The sequence below is a fragment of the Janthinobacterium sp. BJB446 genome (assembly GCF_002735655.1).
GTDB classification, from domain to species: Bacteria; Pseudomonadota; Gammaproteobacteria; order Burkholderiales; family Burkholderiaceae_D; genus Janthinobacterium; species Janthinobacterium lividum.
Window position 1 is genome coordinate 1,984,330 of the sequence record NZ_PDZK01000001.1, and the last position, 20,322, is coordinate 2,004,651.

Consider the following 20,322-nt stretch of genomic DNA (forward strand, 5'->3'; position numbering starts at 1 on the left):
TGGTCATCGTGAGCCTCCCAGCCCGCCCAATTGCGAAAAGCAGTATTTTGAGCGTCTGAAGAGCGTCTGGCAAACTCGTAGTGATTCAAATATCGTGTGAACTGCGATCCACGCGAGAGCGAAAAATCATCTGAAAAACTATAACCCTTTTTAGGTTACAGTTTGCCTACCAGATCAATGACAGCTTCGCGTACCCAGCGTTGTCCGCTGTGGTCATGGTTGCGCTCATGCCACAGCATGCTCACGGCGAAGCCCTGCACAGGAAAAGGACATCCGACCACCTTGAGCACTTCGCCGCAATTACGCACCAGCCGTTCCGGCACCAGGGCGACAAAGTCAGAGTGCGCGACAATTTCAGGTACGAGCAGGAACGACGCCGCTGAAAGCACAACATTACGCTTATAGCCTAGCGCTGCGAGTCCTTCGTCCACAGGCGTCGTGAAGTCGCCTCCACGCAGCGAGACGATAACCTGGTCCAGTCGTGCGAACTGTTCAACAGAAAGTCCTCGTCGCAGTCCGGGATGCCTATGTCTGCCGATAAGCACATAGTGCTCGTCAAACAGATGCCGGCTGCGTAAACTGACCGGAGCATGCTCGGGTGTCATCAGCGCCAGGTCCACTTCGCCGCTAGCCATCTGCGCTTCCAACTGTAGCGGATCAAGATGGCGCAAAGCAAATCGCACACCGGGACCACGCTTTCGTAGCGCAACTACCAATGGCTGGATCACCGTCTTCTGCAGGTAGTCTGTACAGGCGATGGTAACGGTAAGTCGAGCCTTTATCGGATCGAAGTGGCGGTGTCCAGTCAATGTGGCGCGCACCTGATCTAACGCGTGGCGAAGCGGATCAAGCAGTTCGAGAGCCTTGGCAGTTGGCAGCATGCCACGTTGCACTGGTATCAGTAAAGGGTCATCGAACAGTTCGCGCAGGCGGCTCAATTGTGCGCTAACTGCTGGCTGGCTAAGGTACAGGCGCTCAGCCGCACGGGTCACGTTTTGTTCCACCAAAAGGGTTTCCAGTGTGACCAGGAGATTGAGGTCCAAACGCTTTTTGCTATCCATGAAATGGATAGTAGCAGAAAATTTTTTTGATTTCACAGATACCTTGAGGCAATGCAAACTGTCTCCACTCTCAATACTCTGTGAAAGCCACGCCATGCAGTCAACCAATAGAAAAATTCTTATCGTCCATGCTCATCCCGAACAGACATCCGTAACGTGTCAACTTGCCGAGATATCTGCCGAGGTACTGAAGGCTCAAGGCCACGAGGTAATGCAATCGGATCTATACGCCATGGGATGGAAGGCAGTGTTTGACAGCCAGGACTTTCCCAAACGAGTTAACCAGAAGCGCCTGTCTTTCATTGACGAATCTGGATATGCCTTTTCCAACGGTTGCCAGACTCCCGACGTCGAAGAAGAGCAGCGAAAGATCCTGGCGGCGGATGCGGTGATTCTGCTGTTCCCACTATGGTGGTTCAGCATGCCCGCAATCATGAAGGGGTGGATAGATCGCGTGTGGGCCTTTGGTTTGGCCTACGGCTACAAAGGGGCTGGCAATGCCTATCGTTACGGTGAGGGTGGCTTTGCCGGAAAGCGCGCACTGCTGGCGGTGTCAGTTGGTGGGCCGGCGGACGACTATTCTTCCCGTGGCATCAATGGGCCGTTGGAGCAGCTGCTCTTTCCCATCACACACGGCACTTTGTTCTTTCCCGGTATGCAGGTGCTACCCACATTCGCGGTATATGAGACTGCTCGAATCGATGGCAACGGCATTGCTGAAGCAACTATGGCCTGGCGCATCCGAGTGAAGCGACTGTTCGAGGACGTACCGATTGCTTTCCGTCAACAGAGCAGTGGCGACTATCCAGACCAGCATGTGTTGGCCGACTACATCGCACCAACTCAGACTGGTTTGGCGGCTCACATCGCCGCGCCCGAGGAACTCAGCGCCCCTATCCCAACTGCCTTTGGAGGGCTAAAGTAAAGGCGATTGTCATCCTCACGCATAGTACGGAAGCTTCTGGCGACGCACTGGACAACCTTCCCGCGCCGAATGCCAATGACCGCTGACACAAATGGTGTTCAGCAATCAAGCAACGGCCTGACGACCGGTTAAACTAAGCCACCTGCCGTGTGGTTTGCCGGCACACAAGGCCGCAGGGGTAGTCGCCTGATTCAACGACGAGATTGGGTCTGGCCTGTCTATCTCCTCTGCCCTGCAGAGAATTCTGCCCGGCACGAACAAAAGCTGGTTAAGCTTCGACGGTTTTCAGGCTCTGTCGCGAGGTTTGATTGCTGCGGCTCAGCGCTGCGATGGCTTGAGTTGGAGCGCGCCATCCGTTCCTTGAGTTGGATATCGGATAGCTTGGCAAACCCAAGTTATTCGCTGTAGCGTTATCCTTTAATGCCGAAGTCGGCGGTTTTGATCTTTGCCATTCGCCCGTCAGGATGGTGCCAAACAACGCCCTCAATGCGCCTTGTCGCCAGATAATCGCGGATTCCCTCGAAGGTACGCGGGCAATCTTCGAGTATGTCGCGCCCATGAGGCGCAAGAATGTGTTCGGTTAAGTTTTCAGGATTAGGGCCATGCCGTGTGCCAATCTTCGGGCCGCATACCTCATAGGTACCATCGGGAACCGGCAGGTTGTGAAATAGGTTTTTGCTACCCCATGCAATTCCCTCCATGATTCTGGCAGAATCAGGGCCGATAGCTGGAACCCACCCCGGCCAATGTCCGCTGACAGGGTCGGATTCGGGCTGAGCTGGAACAAATTCAGGAGGTGGTGTGCACCCAGCTTTGGCATCGTAACGTTTAAATACCTTACCCGATTCTACCAGGACGGCCATCCCGTCCCATTTGCGCGTAGCTACGCCATGTCCTTCCATTACCCATTCCGATCCTTGCACCACGTCGTTGCGAACGCAGCGGTCGCCGTCATAGTTGACGCTGAAAAACTGAAGATCAGAATAGCGCAGTGTACGAGGCCATTGCTGAGAAAGCAAATGAGAAAAATGTCAGGCGCGGCCTACGCCAGCGTGATGTGAAAACGGCCGCAGAAAGCGGCCGTATCGTTGAGGCTAGGCGGTGGAATAAAAATCCCATTGCCCCAAGTTTGCCCCAAGTTCGTATTTTGGCAGGATGAAAAATCCTAACTCATTGAATACAAACTAAAAATTTGGTGGGAAGTGCAAGTTTCGAACTTGCGACCCCTGCAGTGTGAATGCAGTGCTCTACCCCTGAGCTAACCTCCCGAAGCGAGGCGAATTATCGCATAGGTGTTGCGGCATCTGCAAGGGCTGGCGAGAGGAAATTTATCGTGCCCCGCTTCTTTCTCAGGCAGCCGCTGGCGGCGCCGTGACGGCGGTCCAGATGCACTGGCCTTTGGCGGCCTTGTCGAGGCCGGCGATGGTGGCTTCGTGGGCGGCGAGCTCGTCGGCCGTGGCGCTCTGGAAGATGACTTCGGCCAGCGGTACGATTTCCAGGGCGGCGCCATCGGCGGCCACTTCCACCTCTTCTTCCATGCTGAGACTGTTCTGGCCGCGCGTCATGGCCAGGTAGACATCGGCCAGCAATTCGGAGTCGAGCAGCGCGCCGTGCAGCTTGCGGTGGGCGTTCGAGACGCCGTAGCGGTCGCACAGGGCATCGAGCGAGTTGCGCTTGCCTGGATGCATTTCCTTCGCCTGCACCAGGGTGTCGATCACGCCATGCACTTGCTCGTGGACTGGCGGCAGGTTCAGGCGCTTGAATTCCGCATTCAGGAAGCCGATATCGAACGGGGCGTTGTGGATGATCAGCTCGGCGCCGGCGATAAACGCGCGGAACTCTTCCGCGATTTCCGCGAATTTTGGCTTGTCGCTGAGGAACTCCGTCGTCAATCCGTGGACGGCCAGCGCCCCCTCTTCCGAATCGCGCTCGGGATTGATGTATTGATGGAAATTATTCCCCGTCAACATACGGTTGTTCAGTTCGACCCCGCCGATCTCCAGGATGCGGTCGCCCGTGCGCGGGTTCAGGCCGGTGGTTTCAGTATCGAGAACAATTTGACGCATGGCAGATTCAGTCGTAAAAGCAAAAAGCGAAGGGCACAGTATAGCAAACCTGTGCCCTCCGGTTACGGCCTGCCCGCTGCTTCAGGGCAGAAATTTAGTTATCAGGCACGTACCGTTTCCACACCGAGGTTGGCCAGCTGATCGGCCCGCTCGTTACCGGGATGGCCATTATGGCCGCGCACCCAGCGCCATTCCACTTCATGCACGGCCTGGGCCGTATCGAGCGCCTGCCACAGGTCGACGTTCTTCACGGGTGCCTTGGCCGCCGTTTTCCAGCCGCGCGCCTTCCAGCCGTGGATCCATTCGCTGATGCCCTTCTGCACGTACTGGCTATCGGTATACAGCACTACCTGGCACGGACGTTTGAGCGCCGTCAAGGCTTCGATCACGGCCTTCAATTCCATGCGGTTATTCGTCGTATTCAATTCCCCGCCGTAAATTTCTTTCTTGGCGCCATCGGCAACCATCAGCGCGCCCCAGCCGCCCGTGCCCGGATTGCCCTTGCATGCGCCATCGGCATAAATCTCAACCTTATCCATCTTGCTGTTCCCGCCTTTTATTCGTGACCGGTGCGCCTGCGGGCGCCGTCGCCGGTTTCTTGGTCCACGCCGGACCGATCAAACGCATCCCTTTGACGCGCTTGATCGCCTGCACTATATACACTGCGCCCAGATATGGCCACCAGCGCGCACCGGCCTTGTCCATGAAGGCGTTGCGGCGCAGCCATTTTTCTGTCCTGCAAGCAGGTGCGTAGCAGCCGAAGTGGCTTTGGCTGACGCCCATGTTCAGCAATTTTAACCAGTCTTTCATGCGCGGCATAGAGATCAGCTCGCCCGCCTGCGGCAGGTAATGGCGTCCCGTGACCCGCCCCAGCCCCTGGCGCGCGCCCCACAGGCTGGCCGGATTGAAGCCGCAGACGATCACCCTCCCCTCCGGTATCAGCACGCGTTCGACTTCGCGCAAGACCTGGTGCGGCTCGGCAGCAAATTCGAGTACGTGCGGCAAGACCACCAGGTCCAGGCTTTGCGAATCGAACGGCAGCTCATCGAATGCCGACACCAGCGTCAGGCGGCGCTCCTGCGGCGGAAGCGAAGGCAGGCGCGCATCGAGCAGCCATTTGTTGGGCATGCGGTTGGCCGCCAGCGCGTCGAGCTGGGGCAAGCCGATCTGCACGGCATTAAAACCGAAGATATCGACAGTCAGGCTGTCGAGACATTGCTGCTCCCAGGCACGCACGTACAGACCGGCCGGCGTCTGCAGCCAGCCGTCAAGCGCTATAATGGATTTTTCGGATGCCACACTGTCCATTCAGTTTTCTCTTTTGCTCATGACCAATTCCCCTGAACACGCTTTATCGGTACTTGCCGTGCCCGCCTTTGCCGACAATTACCTGTGGCTGATCCATGACGGCCGCCACGCCGCCGTCGTCGACCCTGGCGACGCGATGGCCATTCTCGATGCGCTGCAAGCCCATCAGTTGACCTTGACCGCCATTTTACTCACGCATCACCACGCCGACCACACGGGTGGCGTGCCTGAATTGTTGCAGCATTTCGCCGTCCCAGTCTTCGGCCCGCGCAATGAGGCTATCACAGCCATCACGGAACCGCTTGCCGAAGGCGATGTCGCCTATGTGCCCGAGCTGGGTTTGCAGATGACCGTTATCGACGTGCCCGGCCACACCAAGGGGCATATCGCCTACGTGCGCCAGCGCGACGAGCGCAGCGGCGCACCGTGGCTGTTTTCCGGCGACACCCTGTTTGCCGGCGGCTGCGGCCGCCTGTTCGAAGGCACGCCGGGCCAGATGGCCGATTCGCTGGGCAAGCTGGCCGCCCTGCCCGACGATACCGAGGTATTTTGCGCGCATGAGTACACCTTGTCCAATCTGCGCTTTGCCAACGCCGTCGAGCCGGGCAATGTGGCCTTGCAGGAACGCATCGCCATCGACACGGAAAAGCGCCAGCAAGGTTTATCGACCGTGCCATCGACCATCGCCCTCGAGAAGGCCACGAATCCCTTCCTGCGCTACCGTGAACCGGCGATCTTGACCAGCCTGAAGGTGGAAGGCAAGCTGGCCACCGACGCTTCGCCCGTGGAAGCATTCGCGGCCTTGCGGATGTGGAAGAATAATTTTTAAGCGGATCCCTCTGCAATAAAAAATCCCGGCAGATGCTTTATGGCATCGCCGGGATTTTTTATCGATCTATTTGATCAGGATCAGATTTCCTCGTACAGCGGCAAGGTCAGGAATTCGGCGAACGATTCCGACGTCGACATTTCCTCGAAAATCTGGCCGGCGCGCACATAGGTCGGACCGTTGCCGCCCGGCGCATCGCGCTGCACCTTGGCCAGCTCTTCCGGAATCATGGCGCGCACCATCTCGGCCGTGACCTTGCGGCCATCTTCCAGCACGCCTTTGCTGGAACGGATCCACTGCCACACTTGCGAGCGGCTGATCTCGGCCGTGGCCGCGTCTTCCATCAGGTTGTGGATAGGCACGCAACCATTGCCGGCCAGCCAGCTACCCAGGTAATGGATGCCCACGTTGATGTTGTAGCGCAAGCCCGCCTCCGTGATCGGCGCTTCCGGCTGGAAGTTCAGCAGATCAGACGCTTTCACATCAATGTCGGGACGCTGTTTCTCGATCTGGTTCGGCTTGTCGCCCAGCACTTTGGTGAACTCGCCCATGGCCAGTTCCACCAGGCCCGGATGGGCAACCCAGCCGCCGTCGTAGCCGTCGGTGGCATCACGCGCCTTGTCGTTGCGCACGCCACCCATGGCGATGTCGTTCTTTTCCGGATCGTTCTTGATCGGGATCAGGGCTGCCATGCCGCCAATCGCTGGCGCGCCCCGTTTGTGGCAGGTTTTCAGCAGCAACAAGGCGTAGGCGCGCATGAACGGTGCCGTCATGGTGACCTTGGCGCGGTCGGCCAGGCAGAAATCCTTGTCCAGCTTGAATTTCTTGATGCACGAGAAGATGTAATCCCAGCGGCCCGCGTTCAGGCCCGAGCTGTGTTCTTTCAGCTCATACAGGATTTCATCCATCTCGAACGCCGCCAAAATGGTTTCGATCAGCACAGTCGCCTTGATCGTGCCTTGTGGCAAGCCCAGTTCATTCTGCGTCATGACGAAGATATCGTTCCACAGGCGCGCTTCCAGGTGCGATTCCATCTTCGGCAGGTAGAAATACGGACCGGCGCCGCGCGCCAGTTGTTCCTTGGCGTTATGGAACATGAACAGGGCGAAATCGAAAATGCCGCCGGAAATGCGCTTGCCATCGACCAACACATGCTTTTCATCGAGGTGCCAGCCGCGCGGACGCACGACGAGGGTCGCGATCTTGTCGTTCAACTTGTAGGACTTGCCATTTTGCTCCAGCGAAATCGTCTTGCGCACGGCATCGAACATATTGATCTGGCCCGTCAGCTGGTTATCCCAGTTCGGCGTGTTCGAATCCTCGAAGTCCGTCATGTAGCTGTCAGCGCCGGAATTGAAGGCGTTGATGACCATCTTGCGTTCGACGGGGCCAGTGATTTCCACGCGGCGGCATTCCAGCGCCTTCGGGATCGGCGCGATCTTCCAGTCGCCGTCGCGGATGTGCGCGGTTTCTGGCAAGAAATCAGGACGCTCGCCCGCATCGAGGCGCTTGGCCCGTTCCACGCGCACGGCCAGCAATTCCTGGCGGCGCGGTTCGAATTCGCGCGTCAGCTTGGCCACCAGCGCCAGCGCCGCCGGCGTCAAAATCTGTTCATAGCCGGGGGCGATTTCCCCCGTGATTTGCATGCCTTCTGGAAGTGCGATCGTATTCTGCGTCATGAAGTTCTCCGGTTTTTAATAAATATAGGCAAAGGTAATCTGGTGATCCAAGTATATGCTGAACGACTGCGCGGACAAGCTGGACAGAGCCGCAAAAACACTCTGCCGGGCGGCGCGTTTGTTCTATAGTATTGCACTATAAGGCATGGAAACGAGATTAAAAATCACTTCATCTATGCGTTTTTATCACAAGTGATGGCATTGCAGGAGCACAACATGGGCCAGTTCAGACAAATATCAACGTTCGTGGAAGTGGTCGCCAAAGGCAGCCTGTCGGCTGCCGCCCGTGCGGAAGGGATCGCCCCGGCCATGATAGGCCGGCGCCTCGACGCGCTGGAGCAGCGCCTGGGCGTCAAATTGCTGCAGCGTACGACGCGCAAGCTGGCCTTGACGAATGAAGGCGCCGCCTTCCTGGAAGATTGCCAGCGCATCCTGGGAGAACTGGAAGAGGCGGAAGCGGCCGTGGCCGAGCGCAGCGTGAAGGCCAGCGGCCATTTGCTCATTTCCGCGCCGGCCGGCTTCGGCCGCCAGCACGTGGCGCCCCTGATTCCCTCTTTTGTGGCCGAACACCGCGACGTGACGGTGTCGCTGAACCTGAACGACCGCCTCGTCGACCTGATCGGTGAAGGTATCGACGTGGCCATCCGCATCGCCAGCTTGTCCGATTCTTCGCTGGTGAGCACCAAGCTGGCCAACAACCAGCGCGTGCTGGTCGGCTCGCCCGCCTACCTGAAACGGGCGGGCACGCCGCGCATCCCGGCCGATCTGGCGAAACACAATTGCCTGGCGATCAGCAGCGAAGGCAGCCAGCGGGGCTGGACCTTCCGCGAAAACGGCAAGAATGTAATTCTGAAGGTGGCGGGCAATATGGTCTGCAACGATGGCGAAGTGCTGCACGACTGGGCACTGGCCGGCAAGGGCCTGGCGTGGCGCTCGATGTGGGAAGTGGGCGCCGAAATCGCCTCGGGACAACTGGTAACGGTACTCGATCAGTTCGCCGCGCCGGGCAACGACATCTACGCCGTGTTCGCCCAGCGCCGCCACTTGCCGCTGCGCATACGCGCATTCGTGGATTTTTTAAGGCATTCATATGCCCAGCCAGATTACTGGCGCGAACGGGCTATCTGAGGACGCGGGACCAAACCTGCTGCGCGTCGGCATAGGCGGCCTGCGATGCTCACCGGCTCGGCGCCCCCCGTACCTAGTACGGTTGCGCTTCTCGGCCACCTCTTCCTTCCGCTCGCGACGGTTTTGTCCGCCGTCGTGACGTATGAGGAAACAACCTTGGCAGCCGGATCAGCATTAGTTGGCGCAGGTTGGCGTAGGTCGGCTTAGCGTCGCGTAAGCCGACACATCCCCATTGTCGGCTTACGCGGCGATGCAAACATGCCAAAAAGAACGCGCAGCCCACGCAAAACCGGTGCCTCACGGAAATTCAGGCGAAAAAAAATCCTCGGAGACCGAGGATTTCTTTATTTCGTTTGATCCAGCGTATTAGATTGGCTGAATGTTCGAAGCTTGCTTGCCTTTAGGGCCAGCGGTCACTTCAAAAGAAACGCGTTGGTTCTCTTGCAGGGACTTGAAGCCGTTCGACTGGATAGCCGAGAAGTGAGCGAACAGATCTTCGCCGCCTTCGTCAGGGGTAATAAAGCCGAAACCCTTCGAATCATTGAACCATTTTACGATGCCAGTTGCCATTACAATTTCCTATTTCAGTTAAGTTGGGCTTGCGCCCGTTATATCGTTTGAAGCAAGAAAGAAATGACAGACAAACTGCACTACTACCTCGAATCCAACGATGCCCAATTATACCAACAAAACTGAGAAAAACCATTCTTTCGCAAAATAAACTTGCGAACACTACTTTAATAGCCAAATCCCCGTCTTGCGGCGCCCTGTACCAGCGGCATGGACACACTATATCCTAATCTGCGACGCGGGTGCTTTGCGTTGCATCAAATGAATCATTGCAACCACATTACTATGACGCGGTCACTCACGCGGTGAAGTGAGTGGCGGCCGCATCGCGCCCTGCCCAGTCCAATAGCGCTACCACTTGCGCCCGCACGGCGGGCCATTCCGCCACCGCTTGCGCAGGGGCATTGAGCATGGCACGCACCAGCTGCTCGATGCGCCGGCATTCCTGGCCCAGCGCGGCAAAGCCAAAGGTAGCGGCAGAGCCGGCCACCGCGTGCAGCGCGCGGTGCAGCTCCGTCAAGGGTTCCAGGCGGGGGCCTTCGCTGTCGCAGCGGCCGCTTGCCTGCGTGATCGCCTGCAACAGGGCCGGCACGCCAGCCGCATATTTTTCATTCAGGGCACGCAAACGCGCGCGGAAATCCGGATCGATCAAGGTTGCCATCGCAATACTCGCCTGAGTTGGCTTACTTGGTGCCGAAGATGCGGTCGCCGGCATCGCCCAGGCCCGGCACGATATAGGCGTGGTCATCCAGGTGCGAATCGAGCGAGGCGCAGAACATCTTGACGTTCGGATGCGCGTTCTGGAACACGGTCACGCCTTCCGGTGCGGCCACCAGGGCCAGGAAAATGATCTGTTCGTCCGTGACGCCGCGCTTCTTCAGCACGTCGACGGCATACACGGCCGAATTGCCGGTCGCGACCATCGGGTCGCACAAGATAAAGGTGCGCTCGTTCAAGTCAGGCAGGCGCACCAGGTATTCCACCGGCATGTGGGTAGCAGGATCGCGGTACACGCCGATGTGGCCGACGCGCGCCGATGGGACCAAGTTCAGCAAGCCATCGCTCATGCCGATGCCGGCGCGCAGGATCGGCACGATGGCCAGTTTCTTGCCAGCGATGACGGGCGCGTCGATGGTGACCAGCGGGGTCTTGATTTCGCGCGTGGTCAGCGGCAGGTCGCGCGTGATTTCATAGCCCATCAGCAAGGTGATTTCCTTGAGCAATTCGCGGAAGGTGCGCGTCGACGTATCGTGCTCGCGCATGTGGCTCAGCTTGTGCTGGATCAAAGGGTGATCGGTAATGAACAAATTCGGGAAGCGTGGATCTTGTTTCATGTTATTTTTCTTTCTCTGCTATCTGGCGCGGCGGCAAGCCTGGGCCGCAGGCGCGCTGTGTATCGATAAAATGATGGATTGCAGCATTATCCCAGCCCCCAGCCCGCCTGTGGCCGGAATTTTCGAAATAATTGCGTATCCGGGCCGAGGCAAACTCAGTACTCGCGCAGCGCGCGCGCCAGGATGGCCGCGCAATCGGTGCCGGCCGGCAAGCGTCCATACGCCCCGCCCGGCGCCTGGGCCAGCCGCGATTGCAGGAACGCTTGCGCCACGAACGGTGGCGCATGGCGCAGCAGCAAGGCCCCCTGCACGGCCAGCACGATGCGCTCGGATAATTGCCTCGCGCCAAATTCGTCCGTCTGCGGCCCGTCCAGGTCGGCCAGCAGGCGCGCGCGGTAGTCAAGCAAAATGGCATCGTCATCGCCGGCCAGCGCCAGCTCGGCCGCCAGAGCGTCGCGCGCGGCCGGCGACTTGCCGAAGGCGCGCAAAACGTCGAGGCACATGACGTTGCCCGAACCTTCCCAGATCGAATTGACGGGCAGTTCGCGGTACAGGCGCGCCAGCGGCGCATCTTCCACATAGCCGGTGCCGCCCAGCACTTCCATCGCCTCAAAGCCGAAACCGGGACCGCGCTTGCAGATCCAGTACTTGCCGGCCGGCGTGAGCACGCGCGCCAGCATCGCTTGCTGCGGATCATCCTTTTCATCGAAACAGCGGGCCAGGCGCAGCGCAAAGGCCGTGGCGGCTTCCGATTCCAGCGCCAGGTCGGCCAGCACGTTCTGCATCAGCGGCTGCTCGGCCAGCGGCTTGCCGAACACGGCCCGCTGGCGCGCATGGTGCAGCGCCTGGCTCAAGGCGGCGCGCATGATGCCGGTGCTGCCCAGCACGCAATCGAGGCGCGTGTGGCTGGCCATTTCCAGGATGGCGGGTATGCCCCGCCCCGGCTGCCCCACCAGCCAGCCGTAGGCATTGGTAAATTCCACTTCGGAAGAGGCGTTCGAGCGGTTGCCCAGCTTATCCTTCAGGCGCTGCACGCGGATGGCGTTGCGGCTGCCGTCGGGCAGGTAGCGGGGCAAAAAGAAACAGGACAATCCGCCCTCGTCCGCCTGCGCCAGGATCAGATGCGCGTCGCATTGCGGCGCCGAGAAAAACCACTTGTGGCCGACGATGCGCCAGGCGCCGCCGGCCTCGCTGCCGAACAGGGCTTGCGCCTCGGCCGGCGGCACGGGCACGGCGCGCGTGGTGTTGCTGCGCACATCGGAGCCGCCCTGCTTTTCCGTCATGCCCATGCCCACCAGGGCGCCGCGTTTCTGCTCCACAGGCAGGGAGCGGGGATCATATTCGCGCGAGAGGATTTTCGGCAGCCAGCGCTGCGCGATGTGCGGCAGGTCCAGCGCCTGGCGCAAGGCCGGCACCGAGGCATACGTCATCGTCACGGGACACTGCGTGCCGTTTTCCACCTGCCCCACTAATAGATAGGCCGCCGCGCGCGCCACCTGGGCACCTGGGCCGGGCGAGGCCCACGGCGAAGCATGCGCGCCCGCGCCCACGAGGATGGCCATCAGCTCATGCCAGGCCGGATGGAACAGCACCTCGTCGATGCGGCGCCCGGCGCGGTCGAACTGCTGCAACTCGGGCGTGTGGATATTCGCCTGGCGCGCCAGCGCATAGGTCTCGGCGCGGCCCAGCTTTTCGCCGAGCGCATCGATCTCCTGCAACGCCGCGCCGCCGCCCTCGCGCAGCAGCGCTTCGATCAGCGCCGGATCGCAGGCGAACAGATTGACATTTTCAAAAGGCGTGGCCTGGTTGAAAACTTCATGCGTGTCAAAGGCATTCATGGGAGTCTCCCGCGATTTGTTATCATGGCGCCCTTGCCGTCGCTGGCGCACCGTCAACACCGTCTGCCAGCCAGACTAGCGCAAAGCGCATGGCGGGGCAAGCGCGCCAGTGAAGGCAGGCGCAGATAAATGTTTCTAAGTGGAATGAAAATGCCTGTGGATGTCGCGCGGCATGATTTTTTTCATGGAAGGCAGGAATATTTACAAAACCTGAAGCAATGTTGCTCTATTTCATGTAATCGGGTGCTTTTCAATGATACATTTCGTGTGGATCGCGTTCCGATAGCCGCCCTTTCGGCCCCTATGGCACGCCTCACGCACGATGCACTCTTTCCGTTGGCGCCCTGCTCTGCAGCGAGCGCCGGCACTGATAATAAAAAGGTAAAAGCCAGCACGATGTTTTCCAGTACCCCATCCGCCGCCCACCGCGAGGCTCGCCACGAGTTGGACAACCTCATGGAAGAGGCAGGCGACGTCGTGTTCCGGCTCGATACGGACGGCCTGATCCTGTTTGCCAGCAAGCGTGCGGCCACCCTGTTTGGCGCGCCATCGGGCCTGTCCGGCCACTTGCTGCTGCCGCTGGCCGCCGAAGCGTCGCGCGCTGCGCTGCAAGCGGCGCTGGAAGACGCCTTGGCCGAACCGGGCCGCCTGGAAGTACGCCTGCAAACGCCGGACCAGGAAATCTGGTTCGAGCTGCGCCTGTCTTCTTATATGAATGCGGCCGGCGTGGCCGAATTGCTGGTGGTCGGGCGCGACACGTCGGCCCAGCACAATACGGAAGAACGGCTGCGCCACATGGCCACGCACGACGCGCTCACGGGCTTGCCGAACCGCTTGCTGCTGTCGGACCGCATCCGCATGGTGATCGCCCAGGCCGCCCGTTCGGGCCAGGGCTTTTCCGTCGCCACCATCGGCCTCGATGGCTTTAAAAAGGTCAACGATGGCCTGGGCCACCCCGTCGGCGACGCCGTGCTGCGCCTGGCCGCCGCACGATTGCGCAAGACCCTGCGCGACAGCGACACCCTGGCGCGCGTGGGCGGCGATGAATTCGTCGCCGTGCTGCCCGGCAGCGCCACGGACGCGCAGATCAAGCTGGTGACGGGCCGTCTGCTGGCCACCCTGCAGGCGCCGTTCGAAGTGGACGGCCACACGATCTACGTGGGCGCCTCCGTCGGCGTCTCGATCTATCCGCTGCACGCGGAAGATGAAGTACGCCTGGTGGCGCTGGCCGATGCGGCCATGTCGCGCGCCAAGGAAACGGGCAAGGCCCGCTGCCTGGTCTACAGCCCGCGCCTGAATGGCCCGTCGGAACACGATATTTCGCTGGAAGCGGCGATGTTCCACGCCGTGCGCGAAGGCGAATTCCTGCTCTTTTACCAGCCCATCGTCGACGCGCACACGCGGCAAATCCAGGGTTTCGAAACCCTGATGCGCTGGAAGCACCCGACCCTGGGCCTGGTGCCGCCCGTGCGCTTCATCCCGATTGCCGAAGCCAATGGCCTGATCAACCTGCTGGGCGCCTGGGCGCTGAAAGCGGCCTGCGTACAGCTCAAGCAGTTCCAGGAAGTGGCCAGGCGGCCGCTGTACATCTCCGTCAACATCAGCCCGCGCCAGTTCCGCAACGACAAATTCCTCGACGTGCTCGATGACGCCATCGCGTTTTCGGGACTCTCGGGCGAACACCTGGTGCTGGAAATTACGGAAGGCACCCTGATGATCGACCCCGTGCATGCGGAAACCATCCTCGTCAAGATGACGGAGCGCCGCGCGCGCATCGCCATCGACGATTTCGGCACCGGCTATTCCTCGCTCGCGTATCTGAAGCGCTTCCCCATTTCCGTGCTGAAGATCGACCGCACCTTCATCAAGGACTTGCCCGAATCGAGCAAGGATGCGGCCATCTGCAACACCATTCTCGACCTGGCCAAGCACTTGAACCTGTCCGTGGTGGCCGAGGGCGTGGAAACCGAGGAACAGATGCATTTCATGGAGTCGCGCGGCTGCCAGTATGTGCAGGGCTACCTGACGGGCAAACCGATGCCGGCCCACGCCGCGCTATCGGCCTTGAGCGACAAAACCTATGCGGCGCTGGTGCCTGCGCCGCCTGCCAATGAACCGCGCGGAGGGGTGCAATGAATCCAGGTCATTTCACGGCGCCGACACAGCTCGGCAAAAACACCCTGGACCTGCTGTGGGCGCGCACGCGCCAGCAGGGCGACATGCCCGGCTTCGCGAAAGCCATCAGCGCCATCCTGGGCGCCATGCGCGGCGAGGATGACCACGAATTCGACATCACGCAAACGGTGCTGTCCGACCCTGTCCTCACGCACAAGGTACTGCGCCTGGCCAACAGCGGCATGTATTCGGCCTTCGGCCAGCGCGTCAATACGGTCTCAAAGGCCGTGCTGGTGCTGGGCATCGACGCCATCGGCCACCTGGCGCTGGGACTGAAACTGATCGAGGAACTGTCGCAGGCGTCGCCCGATTCCGTCAGCGCCCACGTGGAAATGGAAAAGGCCGTGCTGGCCGGGATGGTGGCGCAGCAGGTGGCCACCAGCGCCGGCAGCCTGCAGGCGGAGCAGGCTGTCGTCTGCTCGATGCTGCACACCCTGGGCCGCATGATGGTGACGTTCTACATGACGGACTTCTGGGCGCGCATGCAGGCGCATGCGGGTCCCGGCAACGAGGCGGCCGCCGCGCGCGAAATCCTCGGCCTGTCGCTGCCGGAAGTGGGCTATGCCACGGCCGCCCACTGGGGCTTGCCGCAACACCTGATCAACGGCATGCGTCCGATGGACCCGTCGCCGGACAACTCCCCCGTCAGCGGCGCCGACTGGATGGCAGGACTGTCGACGATGGCGGCGCGCTGCGCCGACTCGCTGTGGCATGACGATGCGGCCGGTGCGGCGCAGGTGCACGCGCTGATCGACGATTATGCGGGCACCCTGGGCATCACATCGACCGATCTGGTGGCCGCCGTGGACAAGGCCAAGGCGATGGCGGCGGCCGACCTGTCGATCGCGCCCCTGTCGAAACCGGCCGAGCGGCGCGCGCGCCAGCTGGCATCGACGCGCATGCGCGCCGAAGGCAACCGCGTATTAATAGGTGGCCTGGCCGACCTGCGCGGCGCCATCGGCAGCGCCAGTCCGGGACAGATGGTCTCGATGGCGCTCGAAACGCTGCACCAGGGCTTTGATTTTTCACGCTCGGTGGCGTTCGTGCGCAACCACAGGGATCATCTGTATTCGGCGCGCATCAGCATGGGCGAAGGCATGGCCGACCTGCAGGACCTGATGGTGTTTGGCGACGCGTATGAACCGAACGTCTTCCACGCGGCCCTCAACAGCGACCGCGTGATCTTCATCGACAATGCGCGCGACCCGAAATTTGCCGCCAAGCTGCCGCAATGGTGGAAAGCCACGCTGTCGGAAGCACGCAGCTTCGTCGTGCTGCCCCTGTCGGCCAACGGCCACCCCACGGGATTCCTGTACGGCGACTGGGACGACAGCTTCCCGCCGATCCAGTTGAACCAGACGGAGTTCAACCTGATCAACGATATCCGGGCGTTATTGGTGCAGTCGGTGGAGATGCGCCATCAACTCGAGCTGGTGGCGAACAAGGTGGCGTGACAGGAAGCGCCGACAATGGCGTCGGATTACGCGCAAGCGCTAATCCGACCTACATGGCATGGGGCGTAGGTCGGATTAGGGCCGCAGGCCCGTAATCCGACAACATTCAGCTTATTTCAACTTCGGCGTCGAAACCGACACATCGCCGCATTGCGCGCGGTGCATCAGGGCGTGGTCGATCAGGACCAGCGCCAGCATGGCTTCGGCGATCGGCGTGGCGCGGATGCCCACGCACGGATCGTGGCGGCCGAACGTTTCCACCATCACGGGATTGCCTTCTTTATCGATCGAGCGGCGCGGCGTGCGGATCGACGAGGTCGGCTTGATGGCGATCGAGACGCTGATATCCTGCCCCGTCGAAATGCCGCCCAGTACGCCGCCGGCGTTATTGCCGATAAAGCCTTCCGGCGTCAGTTCGTCGCCGTGCTCGGAACCCTTTTGCGCCACCGAATCGAAACCGGCGCCGATTTCCACGCCCTTGACGGCATTGATGCCCATCATGGCGTAGGCGATGTCGGCATCGAGCTTGTCATAGATGGGCTGACCCAGGCCAACAGGCACGTTTTGCGCGCTCACATCGATGCGCGCGCCGATGGAATCGCCATCGCGACGCAACTGGTCCATCGCCGCTTCCATGCGCGCGATCAGTTCCGCGTCGCCGCTGGCGGCAAAGAATGGATTCGCATGCACGTGCTCCCAGGACTGGAACGGCACGGGAATGTCGCCCAACTGACTCATGCAGCCCTTGAAGGTGGTGCCGTATTGCTGCAGCAGCCATTTCTTGGCGATCGCCGCCGCACCCACGACGGGTGCCGTCAGGCGCGCCGAGGAGCGCCCGCCGCCGCGCGGATCGCGCACGCCGTATTTATGCCAGTAGGTGTAGTCGGCGTGGCCGGGGCGGAAGCTTTCCGCGATATTGCCGTAATCCTTGCTGCGCTGGTCTTCGTTGCGGATCAGCAGCGCGATGGGCGTGCCCGTCGTCACGCCCTGGTACACGCCGGAGAGGATTTCCACCGTATCGGATTCCTGGCGCTGCGTCACGTGGCGCGAGGTGCCCGGCTTGCGGCGGTCCAGTTCAGGCTGGATATCGGCTTCCGACAGGATCAATCCTGGTGGACAGCCATCGATCACGCAGCCGATGGCCGGACCATGCGATTCGCCGAAAGTGGTAACAGTAAACAGCTTGCCAAAAGAATTGCCGGACATAGTAGGAAGTGTAAGGACTGGAAAACTCAATTCTACCAGCCTGCGGCGCATGCCATGCCGCTAATGCCGCAGCAAGGCCGGATATTCCCCACCGATCTCGCCATTTTAAAATCCCGCGTATTTTTTCATATAAAAAATACCAAATAAGAGTTGCAATCATGCAATACAAGAAATATTGCACTCCACAGGATACTTAAAAAAACATTTTGCTTATTAAATAGCTATATACTTGGATGATGGGCGATCAGAAAATGGGCGAGTCTCGGCAACACTTGAGTGCTGCTTTTTCGATGTGCCCTGAGTGCATCAGAAATGGCCAGGGCCAGGCGCGCCGCCGAAGACAGTACGCGAGTACGGCGAGGCGGTGCAACAACGCCATGGACATTTCTGATGTACTCACATCCCGTACTGAGTCATCCTGGAGAAGCTATACATGCCCGCACCGATCATCCCCCTTGACGCCAACAAGGACGATCACGACGACCTGGTATTCCTCGATGAGCAACCAGCGCCGCCGCTGGCCGTCGCACCGCGCAGCGTCTGGCGGGTGATGATCATCGACGACGATGAAGACGTCCACTCCACCACCACTTTCGCCCTGGGCAACCTGGAAATGCAGCACCGCCCGCTGGAATTCGTGCATGCGTATTCGGCCGGCCAGGCGCGCGAACTGCTCAAGCATGAAGACGACATCGCCGTCATCCTGCTCGACGTGGTGATGGAACAGGATGACGCGGGCCTGCACCTGGTGCGCTATATCCGCGAAACCCTCAAGATGACGGACGTGCGCATCATCCTGCGCACGGGCCAGCCCGGCTACGCGCCGGAAATCGACGCCATCCGCGATTTCGACATCAACGACTACAAGACCAAGTCCGAATTGACGCGCATCAAGCTGTTTACCACGGTGACGGCCGCCATCCGCTCGTACGAACAGATCCGTTCGATCAGCAGCAGCCGGCGCGGCCTGGACCGTATCGTCCACGCCAGCACGCAGCTGATGGCGCTGCACGGCGTGCAGAATTTCTCGGCCGGCGTGCTGGCGCAGATCGCCGACCTGCTGGGCATCCGCGCCGACGGCGTGCTGTGCGTGCAGGACTTGCAGGACAACGGCTCCCGCGAACTGCTCGTCTCGGCCTGCACGGGCAGCTTTTCCAGCTTGCCGCACAGCGCCCTGTGCGGCCTGCAAAACCCCCGCGTGATGGCCGCCATCGAACACACGCTGGCGCAACGGCGCAATGTGTACGCACATGACTACGCCACCCTGTACTTCGCGGGCAAGGCCAGCCGCGACGCGGCCGCCTACCTGGTGCTGCCGCGCCCCCTCTCGGCCATCGATGAAAGCCTGCTGGAAGTCTTCTGCAGCAACGTCGCCGTGGGCCTCGACAACGTCGAGCTGGTGTCGCACCTGCACAATGCCGCCTTCTACGATCAATTGTCGAAGCTGCCCAACCGCACGCGCCTGGTGGAGATCCTCGACGCCACCCTGGCCGGCCCCGCGCGCGACGACGCCACCCTGTCGCTGGTCGACCTCGACCATTTTGCCGAGACCAACGACGCGCTGGGACACCAGTTCGGCGACATGCTGCTGGTCGCCGTGGCCGGACGCCTGCAAACCCAGCTGGGGCCCCACCTGACGGTGGCGCGCCTGGGCGGCGACATCTTTTGCGTGCTGGGCGACTCTTCGCAAGTCAACCCAAGCAAGATCCTGGCCCTGTTCCAGGCGCCGTTCTGCATCGATGGCCAGGACGTGCAGCTGTCCGCCACCCTGGGCCTGGTACGGCTGGGCGAGCATGCGGGCACGGGCGCCGACGCGCTGAAGGATGCCGATATCGCCTTGAAACGGGCGAAAAGCCAGCAACGCGCCGGGCACTTCTATTTCTCGCGCAGCATGGGCATCGAAATCCGCGAACGGGTGCGCATGATGCATGCGCTACGCACGGCCTTCAGCCAGGACCAGCTGTTTGTCGTGTATCAACCGCAGATCGACCTGACCACGCGCCGCCCCGTGGGCGCCGAAGCGCTGCTGCGCTGGCAGACGCCGGACGGCAAGTTCATCTCGCCCGACCGTTTCATCCCGATTGCCGAGTATTCGGGCATCATCATCGACCTCGGCGAATGGGTGCTGCGCACGGCTTGCCGCGAACTGGTGCTGCTGCGCGAGCAGGGCCACCGCAATTTCGTCATGTCCGTCAACGTATCGCAAGTGCAGTTCCGCCACCCGCTGTTCCTGGAAATGCTGCGCGCGGCGCTGGAAGAGACGCAGGCGCCGCCCGAATTCATCGAGCTGGAAATCACGGAATCGATGGCCATGGAAGAGCCGGACCTGCTGATCAAGATGCTGTGGCAGATCAAGCAGACGGGCGTGAGCATCGCCATCGACGACTTCGGCACGGGCTTCTCATCCCTGTCCTACCTGCAGCGCCTGCAAGTCGACCGCCTCAAAATCGACCGCGCCTTCGTCACCGAGATCACGGGCTCGGCGCGCGGCAGCAGCATCGCCGAAATGGTCATCCAGCTGGGCCGCAACCTGGGCCTGGCCGTGATCGCCGAGGGAGTGGAAGACGAGCGGCAAGCACAGATCCTGCAGGCGCTGGGCTGCCCCATGGCGCAAGGCTTTTTGTTCGCCCGCCCGATGACGGCCACGGCGCTGGGCACCTGGCTGAACAACGAAGCGCTGCAGGGCGCCGCATAGGCGCCACCTTGGCTAGCCAATGCAAAACGCCGGCAGTTGCCGGCGTTATTTTTA

The 20,322-nt window shown here is 60.7% G+C and carries 17 protein-coding genes and 1 tRNA gene; 6 read left to right on the plus strand and 12 right to left on the minus strand.

All coding sequences use genetic code 11. The features are described 5' to 3' along the window. Window positions 1-155: 155 nt before the first annotated feature. Window positions 156-1,061: a LysR family transcriptional regulator gene (locus CSQ92_RS08780; protein WP_099393883.1), complete on the minus strand. Its 906-nt coding sequence runs from the start codon at window positions 1,059-1,061 to the stop codon at window positions 156-158. Between CSQ92_RS08780 and CSQ92_RS08785 the strand changes: the two genes are divergently transcribed. Beyond that, window positions 1,060-1,986 carry an NAD(P)H-dependent oxidoreductase gene (locus CSQ92_RS08785; protein WP_306532417.1) on the plus strand — a complete coding sequence of 309 codons (927 nt, stop codon included), beginning with the start codon at window positions 1,060-1,062 and terminating at the stop codon, window positions 1,984-1,986. The two genes, CSQ92_RS08780 and CSQ92_RS08785, sit on opposite strands and share 2 nt — an antisense overlap. 410 nt (window positions 1,987-2,396) lie before the next feature. On the opposite strand, the gene CSQ92_RS08790 is transcribed toward CSQ92_RS08785, so the two are convergent. The 5 genes from CSQ92_RS08790 to CSQ92_RS08810 form a co-directional block, all read right to left on the minus strand. Further along, entirely contained in the window at window positions 2,397-2,888 is a 492-nt protein-coding gene (locus CSQ92_RS08790) for a hypothetical protein (protein WP_218964044.1), read from the minus strand. A gap of 291 nt (window positions 2,889-3,179) precedes the next feature. After that, window positions 3,180-3,254: transfer RNA gene (locus CSQ92_RS08795), tRNA-Val, on the minus strand. An 81-nt stretch (window positions 3,255-3,335) separates the two neighbouring features. Continuing rightward, window positions 3,336-4,052, minus strand: a complete 717-nt coding sequence (dnaQ, locus tag CSQ92_RS08800) for a DNA polymerase III subunit epsilon (protein WP_034784448.1) — start codon at window positions 4,050-4,052, stop codon at window positions 3,336-3,338. 101 nt (window positions 4,053-4,153) lie between these two features. Then, the gene (gene rnhA, locus CSQ92_RS08805) at window positions 4,154-4,591 is read right to left on the minus strand and encodes a ribonuclease HI (protein ID WP_034784447.1); all 438 of its coding nucleotides are present in this window, start codon (window positions 4,589-4,591) and stop codon (window positions 4,154-4,156) included. Continuing rightward, a complete protein-coding gene (locus CSQ92_RS08810; RefSeq protein ID WP_034784446.1) occupies window positions 4,584-5,360 on the minus strand; it encodes a class I SAM-dependent methyltransferase in 777 nt (258 codons plus the stop codon). Before CSQ92_RS08810 ends, rnhA begins: the two co-directional genes overlap by 8 nt. A 19-nt stretch (window positions 5,361-5,379) precedes the next feature. Here CSQ92_RS08810 and gloB point away from each other — a divergent pair, with 19 nt between their 5' ends. Then, a complete protein-coding gene (gene gloB, locus CSQ92_RS08815; RefSeq protein ID WP_070280686.1) occupies window positions 5,380-6,189 on the plus strand; it encodes a hydroxyacylglutathione hydrolase in 810 nt (269 codons plus the stop codon). 80 nt (window positions 6,190-6,269) lie between these two features. On the opposite strand, the gene aceB is transcribed toward gloB, so the two are convergent. Further along, window positions 6,270-7,868, minus strand: coding sequence for a malate synthase A (aceB, locus tag CSQ92_RS08820; protein ID WP_070280688.1), 1,599 nt, complete (start codon window positions 7,866-7,868; stop codon window positions 6,270-6,272). Between the two features lie 216 nt (window positions 7,869-8,084). Between aceB and CSQ92_RS08825 the strand changes: the two genes are divergently transcribed. Then, on the plus strand, window positions 8,085-8,996 hold the full coding sequence (locus tag CSQ92_RS08825; protein ID WP_096235744.1) for a LysR family transcriptional regulator: 912 nt from the start codon (window positions 8,085-8,087) through the stop codon (window positions 8,994-8,996). 366 nt (window positions 8,997-9,362) lie between these two features. On the opposite strand, the gene CSQ92_RS08830 is transcribed toward CSQ92_RS08825, so the two are convergent. The 4 genes from CSQ92_RS08830 to CSQ92_RS08845 form a co-directional block, all read right to left on the minus strand. After that, window positions 9,363-9,566, minus strand: a complete 204-nt coding sequence (locus tag CSQ92_RS08830) for a cold-shock protein (RefSeq protein ID WP_010398811.1) — start codon at window positions 9,564-9,566, stop codon at window positions 9,363-9,365. Window positions 9,567-9,864: 298 nt separating this feature from the next. Next, complete coding sequence (locus tag CSQ92_RS08835) at window positions 9,865-10,227, minus strand: Hpt domain-containing protein (protein WP_070280690.1); 363 nt, start codon at window positions 10,225-10,227, stop codon at window positions 9,865-9,867. A 22-nt stretch (window positions 10,228-10,249) separates the two neighbouring features. Further along, complete coding sequence (gene upp, locus CSQ92_RS08840) at window positions 10,250-10,900, minus strand: uracil phosphoribosyltransferase (RefSeq protein ID WP_010398816.1); 651 nt, start codon at window positions 10,898-10,900, stop codon at window positions 10,250-10,252. Between the two features lie 155 nt (window positions 10,901-11,055). Further along, window positions 11,056-12,738: an isovaleryl-CoA dehydrogenase gene (locus tag CSQ92_RS08845; protein WP_099393884.1), complete on the minus strand. Its 1,683-nt coding sequence runs from the start codon at window positions 12,736-12,738 to the stop codon at window positions 11,056-11,058. Window positions 12,739-13,134: 396 nt separating this feature from the next. On the opposite strand from CSQ92_RS08845, the gene CSQ92_RS08850 reads away from it, so the two are divergent. Further along, a complete protein-coding gene (locus tag CSQ92_RS08850; RefSeq protein ID WP_099393885.1) occupies window positions 13,135-14,874 on the plus strand; it encodes a putative bifunctional diguanylate cyclase/phosphodiesterase in 1,740 nt (579 codons plus the stop codon). After that, complete coding sequence (locus tag CSQ92_RS08855) at window positions 14,871-16,367, plus strand: HDOD domain-containing protein (protein ID WP_070255859.1); 1,497 nt, start codon at window positions 14,871-14,873, stop codon at window positions 16,365-16,367. The genes CSQ92_RS08850 and CSQ92_RS08855 overlap by 4 nt, the downstream gene beginning before the upstream one ends. A gap of 111 nt (window positions 16,368-16,478) precedes the next feature. Here CSQ92_RS08855 and aroC read toward each other — a convergent pair whose 3' ends face one another. Further along, window positions 16,479-17,573, minus strand: coding sequence for a chorismate synthase (gene aroC / locus CSQ92_RS08860; RefSeq protein ID WP_099393886.1), 1,095 nt, complete (start codon window positions 17,571-17,573; stop codon window positions 16,479-16,481). A 433-nt stretch (window positions 17,574-18,006) separates the two neighbouring features. Between aroC and CSQ92_RS08865 the strand changes: the two genes are divergently transcribed. Continuing rightward, on the plus strand, window positions 18,007-20,268 hold the full coding sequence (locus CSQ92_RS08865; protein ID WP_070255853.1) for a putative bifunctional diguanylate cyclase/phosphodiesterase: 2,262 nt from the start codon (window positions 18,007-18,009) through the stop codon (window positions 20,266-20,268). Window positions 20,269-20,322: the final 54 nt, after the last annotated feature.

What these genes read in the sequence shown, in the direction of transcription:
- CSQ92_RS08825 (WP_096235744.1), top strand. Translation starts at nt 8,085, where the DNA reads ATGGGCCAGTTCAGACAAATATCAACGTTCGTGGAAGTGGTCGCCAAA.
- CSQ92_RS08855 (WP_070255859.1), top strand. Translation starts at nt 14,871, where the DNA reads ATGAATCCAGGTCATTTCACGGCGCCGACACAGCTCGGCAAAAACACC.
- CSQ92_RS08845 (WP_099393884.1), bottom strand. Translation starts at nt 12,738, where the DNA reads ATGAATGCCTTTGACACGCATGAAGTTTTCAACCAGGCCACGCCTTTT.
- CSQ92_RS08780 (WP_099393883.1), bottom strand. Translation starts at nt 1,061, where the DNA reads ATGGATAGCAAAAAGCGTTTGGACCTCAATCTCCTGGTCACACTGGAA.
- CSQ92_RS08835 (WP_070280690.1), bottom strand. Translation starts at nt 10,227, where the DNA reads ATGGCAACCTTGATCGATCCGGATTTCCGCGCGCGTTTGCGTGCCCTG.
- CSQ92_RS08790 (WP_218964044.1), bottom strand. Translation starts at nt 2,888, where the DNA reads ATGGAAGGACATGGCGTAGCTACGCGCAAATGGGACGGGATGGCCGTC.
- aroC (WP_099393886.1), bottom strand. Translation starts at nt 17,573, where the DNA reads ATGTCCGGCAATTCTTTTGGCAAGCTGTTTACTGTTACCACTTTCGGC.
- rnhA (WP_034784447.1), bottom strand. Translation starts at nt 4,591, where the DNA reads ATGGATAAGGTTGAGATTTATGCCGATGGCGCATGCAAGGGCAATCCG.
- CSQ92_RS08810 (WP_034784446.1), bottom strand. Translation starts at nt 5,360, where the DNA reads ATGGACAGTGTGGCATCCGAAAAATCCATTATAGCGCTTGACGGCTGG.
- gloB (WP_070280686.1), top strand. Translation starts at nt 5,380, where the DNA reads ATGACCAATTCCCCTGAACACGCTTTATCGGTACTTGCCGTGCCCGCC.
- dnaQ (WP_034784448.1), bottom strand. Translation starts at nt 4,052, where the DNA reads ATGCGTCAAATTGTTCTCGATACTGAAACCACCGGCCTGAACCCGCGC.
- aceB (WP_070280688.1), bottom strand. Translation starts at nt 7,868, where the DNA reads ATGACGCAGAATACGATCGCACTTCCAGAAGGCATGCAAATCACGGGG.
- upp (WP_010398816.1), bottom strand. Translation starts at nt 10,900, where the DNA reads ATGAAACAAGATCCACGCTTCCCGAATTTGTTCATTACCGATCACCCT.
- CSQ92_RS08830 (WP_010398811.1), bottom strand. Translation starts at nt 9,566, where the DNA reads ATGGCAACTGGCATCGTAAAATGGTTCAATGATTCGAAGGGTTTCGGC.
- CSQ92_RS08850 (WP_099393885.1), top strand. Translation starts at nt 13,135, where the DNA reads ATGTTTTCCAGTACCCCATCCGCCGCCCACCGCGAGGCTCGCCACGAG.
- CSQ92_RS08865 (WP_070255853.1), top strand. Translation starts at nt 18,007, where the DNA reads ATGCCCGCACCGATCATCCCCCTTGACGCCAACAAGGACGATCACGAC.
- CSQ92_RS08785 (WP_306532417.1), top strand. Translation starts at nt 1,060, where the DNA reads ATGAAATGGATAGTAGCAGAAAATTTTTTTGATTTCACAGATACCTTG.